The organism is Streptomyces plumbidurans (assembly GCF_019857225.1).
In the GTDB taxonomy this organism is placed as follows: Bacteria; Actinomycetota; Actinomycetes; order Streptomycetales; family Streptomycetaceae; genus Streptomyces; species Streptomyces plumbidurans.
Genome location: NZ_JAFJSY010000001.1, coordinates 119667 through 131966 on the forward strand (window position 1 = coordinate 119667; position 12300 = coordinate 131966).

Here is a 12300-nt window from a genome sequence, read left to right on the forward strand (position 1 = left end):
CCCATTCCTCTTGTGCCGCTGTCCAGTTGACCGGGTGCGCTGACACTCCGTCGGCGTCACAGCGTACTGCTCGTGATCTTCGTGCCGGCAACCGATTCCCCCATGAGCGGGGACGCCAGGCAAGATGGGTGCGTGACCCTCATCGATCAGCTGCCGCAGACCGCCGACCCCGACGCCCTCTACGAAGCCTTCGAGTCGTGGGCCGGGGAGCGCGGTCTCACGCTCTACCCCCACCAGGAGGAGGCGCTGATCGAGGTGGTCTCCGGTGCGAACGTGATCGTGTCGACGCCCACCGGGTCCGGCAAGAGCATGATCGCGGCGGGTGCGCACTTCGCCGCCCTCGCCCGGGACGAGGTCACCTTCTACACGGCACCGATCAAGGCGCTGGTGTCGGAGAAGTTCTTCGAGCTGTGCAAGCTCTTCGGCACCGAGAACGTCGGCATGCTGACCGGTGACGCGTCCGTGAACTCCGATGCGCCCGTGATCTGCTGCACCGCCGAGGTCCTCGCCTCGATCGCGCTGCGTGACGGCAAGAACGCGGACATCGGTCAGGTCGTCATGGACGAGTTCCACTTCTACGCGGAGGCCGATCGCGGCTGGGCCTGGCAGATCCCGATCCTGGAGCTGCCACAGGCGCAGTTCGTCCTGATGTCCGCGACGCTCGGTGACGTCTCGATGTTCGAGAAGGACCTCACCCGGCGCACCGGCCGCCCGACGGCGGTGGTCCGCTCGGCGACGCGTCCCGTGCCGCTGTCCTACGAGTACCGGCTCACCCCGCTCACCGAGACGCTCACCGAGCTCCTGGAGACCAGGCAGGCGCCGGTCTACATCGTGCACTTCACGCAGGCGCAGGCGGTGGAGCGGGCGCAGGCGCTGATGAGCATCAACATGTGCACGCGCGAGGAGAAGGACCAGATCGCCGACCTGATCGGCAACTTCCGCTTCACCACCAAGTTCGGCCGCAACCTCTCCCGCTACGTCCGCCACGGCATCGGTGTCCATCACGCCGGCATGCTGCCCAAGTACCGGCGCCTGGTGGAGAAGCTGGCGCAGGCCGGGCTGCTGAAGGTCATCTGCGGCACGGACACTCTCGGAGTCGGCGTCAACGTCCCCATCCGCACCGTGCTGTTCACGGCGTTGACCAAGTACGACGGCAGCCGGGTGCGCACGCTCCGCGCCCGTGAGTTCCACCAGATCGCCGGGCGGGCCGGGCGGGCCGGCTTCGACACGGCGGGCTTCGTCGTCGCGCAGGCGCCCGAGCACGTCATCGAGAACGAGAAGGCGCTCGCCAAGGCGGGCGACGACCCCAAGAAGCGCCGCAAGGTCGTGCGCAAGAAGGCACCCGAGGGCTTCGTCGCCTGGACGGAGAACACCTTCGAGAAGCTCATCGCCTCCGACCCGGAGCCGCTGACCTCCCGCTTCAGGGTGACGCACACGATGCTGCTGTCGGTGATCGCACGCCCGGGCAACGCCTTCGAGGCGATGCGGCACCTCCTGGAGGACAACCACGAGCCGCGCAAGCAGCAGCTTCGGCACATTCGGCGCGCGATCGCCATCTACCGTTCGCTGCTGGACGGCGGCATCGTCGAGAGGCTCGACGAGCCGGACGCCACCGGCCGCATCGTCCGCCTCACGGTGGACCTGCAGCAGGACTTCGCCCTCAACCAGCCGCTGTCCACGTTCGCCCTCGCCGCGTTCGAACTGCTCGACCCCGATTCGCCGTCCTACGCCCTGGACATGGTCTCCGTCGTCGAGTCGACACTGGACGATCCGCGGCAGATCCTCGTCGCCCAGCTGAACAAGGCCAAGGGCGAGGCGGTGGCCGCGATGAAGGCGGACGGCGTCGAGTACGAGGAACGCATGGAGCGCCTGCAGGACATCAGCTACCCCAAGCCCCTGGAGGAGCTGCTCTTCCACGCGTACAACACCTACCGCAAGAGCCACCCGTGGGTGGGCGACCATCCGTTGTCGCCGAAGTCCGTGATCCGCGACATGTACGAACGGGCCATGTCCTTCACGGAGTTGGTGTCCTTCTACGAGCTGGCCCGCACCGAGGGCATCGTGCTGCGCTACCTCGCCAGCGCCTTCAAGACCCTCGACCACAACATCCCGGACGACCTCAAGTCCGAGGACCTGCAGGACCTCATCGAGTGGCTCGGCGAGATGGTCCGCCAGGTCGACTCCAGCCTGCTCGACGAGTGGGAACAGCTCGCCAACCCGGAGGAGCTGACCGCCGAGGAGGCCCAGGAGAAGGCCGACGAGGTCAAGCCGGTCACCAGCAACGCCCGCGCCTTCCGGGTCCTGGTCCGCAACGCCATGTTCCGGCGCGTCGAACTCGCCGCCCTCGACCAGGTCGAGGAGCTGGGCGAGATGGACGCCGACGCCGGATGGGACGCCGACGCGTGGGGCGAGGCCATGGACAAGTACTGGGACGAGTACGAGGACCTTGGCACCGGCCCGGATGCGCGCGGCCCCAAGCTGCTGATCATCGAGGAGGACGCGGAGCACGGCCTGTGGCGGGTCCGCCAGACTTTCGCCGATCCGAACGGCGACCACGACTGGGGCATCAGCGCGGAGATCGACCTCGCTGCATCCGACGCCGAGGGCCGTGCGATCGTACGTGTCACCGACGTCGGCCAGCTGTGAGCCAAGGAGAACCCCACGCATGACGAACCCGGCCGAGAGCCTCGTCGACCTGCTCGACCTGGAACGGATCGAGGTCAACATCTTCCGTGGGCGCAGCCCGAACGAGTCCCTGCAACGGGTCTTCGGCGGGCAGGTGGCGGGCCAGGCACTGGTCGCCGCCGCACGCACCACGGACGGTGATCGTCCGGTGCATTCGCTGCACGCGTACTTCCTGCGCCCGGGGCGGCCGGGCGTTCCGATCGTGTACCAGGTGGAACGGGTGCGGGACGGCAGATCGTTCACGACCCGTAGGGTCACCGCCGTGCAGCAGGGCCGCACGATCTTCAATCTCACCGCCTCCTTTCACAAGCCTGAGGAAGGATCCTTCGAGCATCAGCTGCCGCCGGCTCGCAAGGTCCCCGACCCGGAGTCCCTGCCGACGGTCACTCAGGAGATCCGTGAGCATCACGGCGATCTGCCCGAGCAGTTGGAGCGGATGGCACGCCGCCAGCCCTTCGACATCCGCTATGTGGACCGGCTGCGCTGGACGCCCGAAGAGGTCAAGGACGCCGAGCCACGCAGCGCCGTGTGGATGCGCGCGGTCGGACCGTTGGGGGACGACCCGGTCGTGCACACCTGCGCGCTGACCTACGCCAGCGACATGACCCTCCTGGACGCCGTCCGCATCCCGGTCCAACCCCTGTGGGGCCCGCGCACCTTCGACATCGCGTCGCTGGACCACGCCATGTGGTTCCACCGGCCCTTCCGCGCGGACGAGTGGTTCCTCTACGACCAGGAGTCGCCGATCGCGACGGGCGGACGGGGCCTGGCTCGTGGACGGATCTACGACGCCGAGGGCCGGCTGCTCGTGTCCGTGGTCCAGGAAGGTCTGTTCCGGGCGCTGTGAGTCACGCGGTCCTGTGACGTCTCACTCCGTCTTGCGGCGCAGCCAGCCGAGCAGGGTGCGGGGGCGCGCCGCTTCCTGGGGGGTTGGCTGGCTCTGTTCGATGGTTGCCGGTGGTGTGGGTTGTGTCTGCTTCGGTACTTCAGCGGGCCTTGGCTCGGGAGCCGGGCGTGGGGCGGGAGTCGACCGAAGCGGCGCGAAGTTTGGGCGCGGTGTGAGGCTTGGGCGCGGTGTGGGGCTCGGGCGCGACACGGGGCCTGGGCATGGCGAGGGAGTTGGACGCAGCGCCGGGGTTGGGCGCGGCGCGGGCTGGAGCCTGCGTGCGTCGCTCACCGCCTGGGCGAGGTCGGCCCGCAGCCAGCCGATCTCGTCCGGGTCCTGTGCCATGGTGATGCGCTCGGCCAGGTGCGCGGCGGGCGAGTCGGGGGCGCCGTGAGCCGGAGTCCTGGGCCGGAACCGGTTCAAGTGGGTGCGCTCATAGGGGTCCTGCACGATCTCCGCGACCTGAACGGCATCGAGCAGCGACGCCACGGCGGCGGCATGCGCCCAAGGATGGTCGCCGGCCTGACGCCGCAGGAAGCCCAGATGCCGACCCCGCCAGTTCCGGGGCCGCAGATCCAGCCCGTCCGCCAGCTGTCCGCGTACATCGGCGGGCGTACGGCCGCTCAGCAAGGGCGCGTTGGTCTCGTCGGCCTCGAACTGGGCGAGCTCTTCGGCCAGATAGAGCCAGACGACGGCCCGATAGCGGTTGAGATAGAACCGCACCGGGACGACGACGCCGAGCCGGGCCAGCCTGGTGAACCTGCCGTGGGACACCTCCAGCAGCTCCGCGCCCTCCCGGGCGCCCACGGTCTCGACCCGCTTCTTCAGCGCCTCGGGAAAACCCTCTTCGGCATGCAGCCGGTCGATCTCGCTGCGGGCGACCCGCAGCCCCCCGCCCCCTTCATCGGGCATCGTGCGGATGTGTCCGAGATTCACCGCGAGGTCGAACTCCCCTCGCCTGAGACCCAGTTCCCGGCAGGCCCGGCTCGGCGTGCAGGAGGCGCTGGGTGATTGCGTGACGATGTTGCCTGACATGGTCGGTCTCCCCCGTGGAGCAAGTGGTCGGCGCCGTCTGCGCGACCTCGGTGAAAAAACCGTAGCCGCTTCGGCCGATCTTGTGGCGGGCCTGTGGATAACTCCACGGGAGAGGGCGAACCCGCAGGTCAGGAATCTGCGGTCGGGCTTCCCTCGGGCTGCCGAGCCTCTACGTCGAGGTGCTCTCCGACCCGGTTGACGAGCAGGGTCATCTCGTAGGCGATCTGGCCGATGTCGGCTTCCGCGCCGCTGAGCACACACAGGCAGCTGCTGTTTCCGGCGGCGGTGACGAACAGCACCGCGTCGTCGAACTCGACCATCGTCTGGCGTACTCTGCCCGCGCCGAAGTAACGTCCCGAGCCTTTGGCCAGGCTGTGCAGCCCGGACGAGACGGCGGCAAGGTGTTCGGCGTCCTCGCGCCGCAGCCCCGTACTTGCCCCCGTCACCAGCCCGTCGTTGGACAGGACCAGAGCGTGCCGTACATGTTCGACACGCTCGGTCAGATCGTCCAGCAGCCAGTCAAGCCCCTGGTTCTGCTCCATGTTCCGGTCTCCCCGTGTGACGACTCCCCCTGGCCGGAGGATCTCCTCGCCACCCTTCACCACCACCGGCCCACGAGCAAGGAGGATAGGGGCATGGCTCAGAAGATGACCGATGAGGAATGGCGGGCGTTCGTGTCACACGGCACGCGCACCGGCAAGCTGTCGACCGTCCGGGCTGACGGAAGCCCGCATGTGGCGCCGATCTGGTTCGTGCTCGACGGGGACGACCTGGTGTTCAATACCGGCAAAGACACGGTCAAGGGACGGAATCTGGCTCGCGACGGCCGAGTCGCCCTATGCGTCGACGACGACCGGCCGCCGTTCGACTTCGTGGTGCTGCAGGGCCGTGCCCGGATCTCGGAGGATCTCGGGGAGGTGCGGCACTGGGCCGCCAGGATCGGGGCCCGGTACATGGGTGAGGAACGTGCGGAGGAGTTCGGGGAGCGCAACGGCGTTCCGGGCGAACTCCTTGTGCGCGTCGGGATCGAGAAGGTTTTGGCGCACAAGGCGATCGCGAGCTGAGCGGTCCTGTCCCCGGGCGGCCGGATCCTCTTGGAGGGTGGCCGTCAGCCGGCCGAGGCGCGACGCCGGACGGTGTGCATCCGCCCGGCGTCGCGGTTGCGGCTAGGCCGAGCGGCAACGCGGCACAGCCCAGGTGGTCTCGGGTGTGGCGGTGGTCAGGCCCAGGGTGCCGCCCGTGATCGCGTTCTCCGCGATGTCCAGCGCGGTGTGCGCAGGGATCAAGAAGCAAGAGGGGCCGGGAGTCTTGATCGTTACAGGTGGCCGCTGATTGGCTGGCCGACATGGATGATCTCGGACCCGTAGTGTGGCCGCCTGTACCGATCAAGACCGAGAGGCTCGTGTTGCGTGAGCCTGAGGCCCGGGACCGTGCGTCGTTCCTTGAGCTGTACGCCTCGTCGGAGGTGCACACCTATCTCGGCGGCCCTCGCCCGCGTGACGAACTCGAGCGCGAGATGCCCGGGGTGCCCGGGCGGCGGCCCGGGAGTTTCGTCGTCGATCTCGACGGGGCGATGATCGGTCAGATCCTGCTCAGGAGGGCAACAGAGCACCTGTGTCCCGTTGCCGTGGGGAAGGTCGATCTTGGCTACCTCTTCCTGCCGCGGGCGTGGGGATTCGGGTATGCCTCCGAGGCGTGCGCGGCTGCCCTGGACTGGCTCGCAGGCGTCCTTCCGGGTGAGCCGGTGGTGCTCACCACCCAGACGGCCAACGTCCGTTCGATGCGTCTCGCGGCGAAGCTGGGGTTTACCGAGGTGGAGCGGTTCCGGGCCTGGGACGCCGATCAGTGGCTGGGCTTGCGGGCCCCGATAGTGCGATAGTGCCGTCCGGTTGAGCCCGACACCTCGGATCTGTCGACGTGCTGGTGACGGAACCAGGCGGGATCGCTGGTCACGCAGGCGCTCCCGTTGGAACATGGCGCAGATGTGCATCAGTACGACGACGTAGGGTTCGAACGTGTGCACCGCGGAGTCATCGGTGTCGGTGAGGGATCATGCGGAACATGAGCGACGACCACACGCACGTTCAGGAGTTCTTCGGTGCCCGTGCCGCCGACTGGGACAGCCGGTTCCCCGACGACGGCCCCGCCTACGCCGCCGCGGTCGCCGATCTGCAGCTGCGCGAAGGAGACCGGGTGCTCGACGCGGGATGCGGCACCGGTCGGGCCCTGACGCCGCTGCGTGCCGCCGTGGGGCCTTCGGGAGTCGTCGTCGGGGCGGACCTGACCCCGGCCATGCTGCAGGCCGCCGAACGGGCCGGCAGGCACCGCGACGGGCAGCTGCTGCTGGCTGACGTGGCGGTGCTGCCGCTGCGGTCGCGGTCGCTCGACGCGGTGTTCGCCGCCGGCCTCATCGCCCACCTTCCCGACCCGGAGGAGAACCTGCGGGAGTTGGCGCGGGTGGTGCGCCCGGGCGGCACGCTGGCCCTGTTCCACCCCATCGGCCGCGCGGCACTGGCCGCACGCCAGGGTCGGCAGATCACCCCCGACGACCTGCGCGCGAAACCCAACCTGCGGCCCCTGCTGGCCGGTTCCGGATGGCGTATGACCTCGTACGTCGACGAGGACGCCCGCTTCCTGGCGCTGGCCGTCCGGGAGGGCTGAGTCTCAGCTCGGGCCCGGCCGCATCATCCCGCCGCATGGGCCCTACCCCCAGGGGACCGACATTTGCCGGCACGCGCGCGTGGCTACCGTCCACAAACGCTTCCACCTCGTAGGAGGCGATATTGCTGCTGCCCGCAGGTGGGCGACCGCTCGGCGTCCAGGTTGGCCTCCGTGAGAACCGGCCGGGAAGCGAGGTCCAGCCGCCGACGGGCGACCTCGACGGCGACCGTGAGTGTGAACGAATGTGCAGTCGATCGCTTCACGCGCCCGTCACCCTTCTGCCGCCCGGATTCCAACTCTAGGTTGAACAGCAGGAGATGAACGATCGGCCATGGGCAACCACGCAGGGGGAAGGTGGTCAGCATGTTGGGCAGGGTGCGCAAGTCCTGTGCAAGATTCCTCAACGCCGTACGCGCGGACCTCGGCAACGGTCGGGACAAACGTACACACAATCTTTTCGAAGCCGCCGCCGCCTATGTCTCGGCCTGCGCGGAGGACGACCAGGACCGTATCGACGAGGCGGCGGGTTGGGTGTCCCCGGAGGCTCTGTCCTTCGGGGTCAATGAGCTGGCATGCAGGGCAGTCATCGCACTGGCCCGCGAGCGCGACGAGTCGCCGGGGACGGTGGCCCGCGCGCTGCTGGGGCTCCCGGCGGGCTGACGACATCGCGTCGGGAGTGGCCGATTCGCCCCGTCCAGCCGGAAAACTGCAGGTCCACGTGTGCTTCCGAGTCGTGACAAGCTGCTTCCGCGCGCATTAGGGTGCGCGCGATCGGATGAATCGATGGGGAGGCAGGCATGGCCGGGACGGACGAGGACGCCGTCGCCGCCGCGGACGAAGCGCTTTATGTGCTCACGGCGGTACTTCTGACGCCGGCGAAGTTCCCGAGCGTGCTCGGCGACGACTATCCGGAGGCCTGCTCGGCGCTCGGTCTCGCGCCGCTCGCCGACGGATACGGCCTGGTACTCGGCCAGGACGGCGACGGTGCCCGGTGGACCGTCGTGGTCGACGACGTCTCCCTGGTCGCGGTCGCCATCGCGTCCTGGGACTGCGGGATGGAGTACGACCTGTCTCCCGACGAGCGTTCGGTAGTGGCCGCGCTACCGGGCTGGCCGCTCGCGGTCGCCGTCGCGGCTCCCGGCGTGCCCGCGCCACACGATCCCGACCCCGAGGTGGCGGACGGTCCGCCTCTCACGCCGCCGGACACGAGCCGATGGGGGCCCGCCCAACGGCGCCTGGGCGCCGACGAGATCGCGCTGCAGTGGGCCATCTGGCGGGAGCAGATCGACGATGCCTCCTTCTCGAACCAGGCCTCGGCATCCGACGGATCCGCTGAGGCAGCAGAGAAGGAAGTGAAGGACGAGGACACCGAGCAGGACGAGCACGCCGCGCAGGACGGACAGGACGGGCAGGTCGACGGTCCCGACAAGCACGGCGGGATACGGCGCGTGCTCGCCGAGGCACGCGGCTACGTGGAAAAGCCGCCGCCGCTCGGCCGTGTCCGGTCCTCCTTCGCACCCGGCGACGCGCGGACGCTGCGCGCCGATGGTCCGGGCTGGTCGCTCGTGGCCAGGACCGACGACATCGCGTTCGTCCTCCTTGACGCCGAGCCCGGCGAGGTACTCCCGGTCGGCCGAGGACCGGAACTGCCCGGCCTCCTGGAGGCGCTCGAAAAAATGGCTGTCCGGCCCAGTTGAGTTCCCGCTCCGCGGTCACCCAACTGTGGGCACCTGACGGCGGATCGGTCCTTGCACGCTCACCTCGAAGGACCGTTGTTCGCCGATCTCCCTCCTGCGCGCGGGACTTCGCTTTACGCCGGACTGCACACACGACCCTGTACTGAACCGCCATGCCATGAAGGCCTTCACTGTGGTCCCGGCACATGGATGCCATGAGCGCCGGACCACACCATGGGGCAGCCCGCGGCGCCCGCACTCCTGCGGTCGTCCTTTCGCTCCCTGCCCCGGAGGCCGTCATGCGTCCGTCCCGCAGTGTTCCGCTCGCTGCCGCCACCCTGGTGACAGCCGCCCTCGTCTGGCCGGCCTCCGCCCAGGCCGGCACAGCCGGCGGCAGTCACTGCGCCCGCCTCGACCGGGTGCATGTGCCGGGCGCCGCCTTCCAACAGAGCGCCTGTCTGCCCGATCTCACCACGACGGGGCTCGCCGGTACGCCGTACACCGACATGGCCGACCAGGCGGGGCTGACGGCGAAGGCCACCCGCACACCGTCCGGGGTTGCCGGGGTGCAGATCGACGGCTACTTCCCGGACTCCTCGCACTTCAACACCACCCACGGATGGCGCCACGACGCGCAGTTCGTGATCCGGATGCCGGACCACTGGAACGGTGGCCTGGTGGTCACCGGCGCTCCCGGCACACGCAAGCAGTACGCGACGGACACCGCGATCTCCGACCAGGTGCTCGCCGAGGGCTATGCGTACGCCGCGACGGACAAGGGCAACAGCGGCACCGACTTCTACCGCGACGGAGCCCGACCCGGAGACGCGATCGCCGAATGGAACGCACGGACCACTCAGCTCACCCGAGCGGCCAAGCGCGCGGTCGCCCAGCGCTACGGGCACGCGCCCCGCCGCACCTACATGACCGGCATCTCCAACGGCGGCTACCTCACCCGCTGGCAGCTGGAGAACCATCCTGAGCTCTACGACGGCGGCGTGGACTGGGAAGGCGCTCTGTGGACCGCCGACGGCCCCAGCCTGCTCACCTCGCTGCCCACCGCTGTGGCCCGGACGCTGGGCTCGGCGAACGACGAGGACATGTACGCGGTCGGCTTCGCGCGCGGCTCCGAGTTCCTGTGGCCCTACCACGAGAAGGCGTACTGGGGGATCACGCAGAAGACTTACCGCGCCGAGTTCGACCCGGCCTACGACCCCGGCTGCCCGGGCCCCTCCGCGGGCAGCACCCCGGAGCAGATCCTCTCGCCATGTGCCCGCGACGCAGCGTACGACTACGCAGCACGCCCCGCGGCCGTCCGCCGGGCCGTGGCCCGGGTGTCGCTGACCGGGCGCATCGGCAGACCTCTGATCACGCTCCACGGCGACCTGGACTCCCTGCTGCCCAAGGCGACCGACTCGGATGTGTACGCGCGCATGATCGACGCGAGCGGACGCGGCCCGCTGCACCGCTACTACACGATCCAGGGCGGCACACACGTCGACGGGCTGTACGACACCTTTCCAGACCGGCTGCGGCCGATCCTGCCCTGCTATCGGTCGGCGTTCGACGCGCTGGTGACCTGGGTGCAGCAGGGCGTCCGACCGCCCGCGGACCACACCGTCGCACGACCGGCGGACGGCGATGTGGTCGACTCCTGCAAGCTGTCCGAGCGGGTCGATTCCGTGCGGTAGCGGATCCGCGGGTTGGGTGTCAGCGACCGAGCTCCTTGCGGGTGACGCGACGCAGCCTGCGCCGCTGCGAGGGGTCCAGCATGAGGTACGCGGCGGTCGGCACTCCCAGGACTATCAGGAGCGAGGCCCACCACGGCAGCCAGATCAGCAGGATGAGCCCGACCGCCACACCCCCTGCGGCGATCTTCGCGTTCTTCGACATGTGCGTCGCCTCCTTCGCGGCCACTGCCGCTCTCTGTCCTGAAAACGGGCCCGGGCCGCCGACGGTTCCGGACCGCGACCCTGAGACGTCCCTGATGCGCAACCCCGACGCGCCCCTGAGAGCCCGCTCGATCATTCCGCCCTGAGCGGCTCGCCCACCTCGTGCAGATGACGCAGTGCCTGCCGGTAGGAGTCGACGAGCCCGGTCTCCGCATAGGGAACACCCAACCCCAGGCAGTGCGCGCGCACCAGTGGTTGGGCGAGCCGCAGATGCGGGCGGGGCATGCTGGGAAAGAGGTGATGCTCGATCTGGTAGTTGAGACCGCCGAGGAACCAGTCGGTCAACAGGCTGCCGCGGATGTTGCGCGAGGTCAGCACCTGCCGGCGCAGATGGCCCCACCTTTCGCCGTTCGGGTCGGGCATTTCCATGCCCTTGTGGTTGGGCGCGAAGGCCATCCCCAGGTGCAGGCCGAACAGCATGTGGTGGAGGGCGGCGAAGACGAGCGCCTTGGCCGGGGACATCGACGTGAGCAGCAGGGTCGCGTACATGAAGACGTGGGCCAGCAGGAGCAGTCCCTCGACGATGCGCTCTCGAAGAGGCTGCCGGCGCAGATCCCTGAAGCCGTGGACCTTCAGGGCGACGCCTTCGAGGAGGGTCAGGGGGAAGAAGAGCCAGGCCTGGTTGCGGGTCAGCCAGCGTCGGAAACCCGACCGCACCTTGGCCTGTTCACCAGTGAAGACCAGGACGTCGGCGACGACGTCCGGATCCTTGTCGATGTGGTTGGGGTTGGCGTGGTGGCGGTTGTGCTTGTCGTTCCACCAGGCGTAGCTCATGCCCAGCAGCAGGTTGCCGTGGACGAGGCCGATCGCGCGGGCGGCCGACTTGTCGGCGGTGATCTGGGAGTGGCCCGCATCGTGCCCTATGAAGGCCGTGCGTGCGCAGAACACCGCCAGGAGCGGGGCCAGGAGGAGCGACCACCACGAGTTGCCTATGAGGACGACGCCCGTGACGATGGCGGCCAGTGCGATCGCGTTGACGGCGATGCGCAGCGCGTACCAGAGGGGGCGTCGTTCCAGGAGACCCTGGCCCCGGACCGTGCGCAGAAGGGGCGCGAAGTCGCTTCCCCCGGACAGGCCGTCCGCTGTTCCCCGCAACGGTTCGGCGACGGCTGTGGTGGGCTCGGGCATGTCCGGTCTCCGGCTCTCTCGGGCAACGAGCTGACCTGTGAAAACGTATGAGCTGACGACCTACGGCGGCCATGACGCCATCCCCCGGGTAGGGGAGGGGGCCAGCCCGTGGCAGACAGGGGGGCTGGCAACACCCCGGGGTACGACGGTGGGCATGTCGGGGGTACGTCGGCACGGATGGCGGGAGTACAGCGGTCCCAATGCCGGCGCGTTGCTACGTCCGGGGCGCGCCGCGTCCTCCGACGGCAGATGGCGCTGACCACGGACAGACGAGGCG

Annotated in this window: 12 protein-coding genes; 8 read left to right on the top strand and 4 right to left on the bottom strand. The window is 69.1% G+C overall.

What is annotated here, in order from left to right:
- Window positions 1–132: 132 nt before the first annotated feature.
- The gene (locus JYK17_RS00535; RefSeq protein ID WP_108009595.1) at window positions 133–2646 is read left to right on the top strand and encodes a DEAD/DEAH box helicase; all 2514 of its coding nucleotides are present in this window, start codon (window positions 133–135) and stop codon (window positions 2644–2646) included.
- Between the two features lie 19 nt (window positions 2647–2665).
- Window positions 2666–3532 (top strand): acyl-CoA thioesterase, encoded by an 867-nt coding sequence (locus JYK17_RS00540; RefSeq protein WP_108009597.1) that lies wholly within the window; start codon window positions 2666–2668, stop codon window positions 3530–3532.
- Window positions 3533–3553: 21 nt separating this feature from the next.
- On the opposite strand, the gene JYK17_RS00545 is transcribed toward JYK17_RS00540, so the two are convergent.
- Window positions 3554–4606 (bottom strand): DUF6397 family protein, encoded by a 1053-nt coding sequence (locus tag JYK17_RS00545; RefSeq protein ID WP_234547446.1) that lies wholly within the window; start codon window positions 4604–4606, stop codon window positions 3554–3556.
- Between the two features lie 128 nt (window positions 4607–4734).
- Window positions 4735–5148: a roadblock/LC7 domain-containing protein gene (locus tag JYK17_RS00550; protein ID WP_108009599.1), complete on the bottom strand. Its 414-nt coding sequence runs from the start codon at window positions 5146–5148 to the stop codon at window positions 4735–4737.
- A 93-nt stretch (window positions 5149–5241) separates the two neighbouring features.
- Between JYK17_RS00550 and JYK17_RS00555 the strand changes: the two genes are divergently transcribed.
- The 6 genes from JYK17_RS00555 (at window position 5242) to JYK17_RS00580 (ending at window position 10634) form a co-directional block, all read left to right on the top strand.
- Window positions 5242–5670 (top strand): PPOX class F420-dependent oxidoreductase, encoded by a 429-nt coding sequence (locus tag JYK17_RS00555; RefSeq protein WP_108009601.1) that lies wholly within the window; start codon window positions 5242–5244, stop codon window positions 5668–5670.
- Between the two features lie 281 nt (window positions 5671–5951).
- On the top strand, window positions 5952–6485 hold the full coding sequence (locus JYK17_RS00560) for a GNAT family N-acetyltransferase (protein ID WP_222809533.1): 534 nt from the start codon (window positions 5952–5954) through the stop codon (window positions 6483–6485).
- Window positions 6486–6667: 182 nt separating this feature from the next.
- Window positions 6668–7267, top strand: coding sequence for a class I SAM-dependent methyltransferase (locus tag JYK17_RS00565; RefSeq protein ID WP_108010148.1), 600 nt, complete (start codon window positions 6668–6670; stop codon window positions 7265–7267).
- A 363-nt stretch (window positions 7268–7630) separates the two neighbouring features.
- Complete coding sequence (locus JYK17_RS00570) at window positions 7631–7927, top strand: hypothetical protein (RefSeq protein WP_108010150.1); 297 nt, start codon at window positions 7631–7633, stop codon at window positions 7925–7927.
- 137 nt (window positions 7928–8064) lie between these two features.
- Complete coding sequence (locus JYK17_RS00575; RefSeq protein ID WP_108009603.1) at window positions 8065–8964, top strand: hypothetical protein; 900 nt, start codon at window positions 8065–8067, stop codon at window positions 8962–8964.
- Between the two features lie 278 nt (window positions 8965–9242).
- Window positions 9243–10634 carry a tannase/feruloyl esterase family alpha/beta hydrolase gene (locus JYK17_RS00580; RefSeq protein WP_108009605.1) on the top strand — a complete coding sequence of 464 codons (1392 nt, stop codon included), beginning with the start codon at window positions 9243–9245 and terminating at the stop codon, window positions 10632–10634.
- A 19-nt stretch (window positions 10635–10653) separates the two neighbouring features.
- Here JYK17_RS00580 and JYK17_RS00585 read toward each other — a convergent pair whose 3' ends face one another.
- Window positions 10654–10836 carry a tail-anchor membrane protein gene (locus JYK17_RS00585; protein ID WP_108010152.1) on the bottom strand — a complete coding sequence of 61 codons (183 nt, stop codon included), beginning with the start codon at window positions 10834–10836 and terminating at the stop codon, window positions 10654–10656.
- Window positions 10837–10967: 131 nt separating this feature from the next.
- Window positions 10968–12023, bottom strand: coding sequence for a fatty acid desaturase family protein (locus tag JYK17_RS00590; protein WP_108009607.1), 1056 nt, complete (start codon window positions 12021–12023; stop codon window positions 10968–10970).
- Window positions 12024–12300 lie beyond the last annotated feature (277 nt).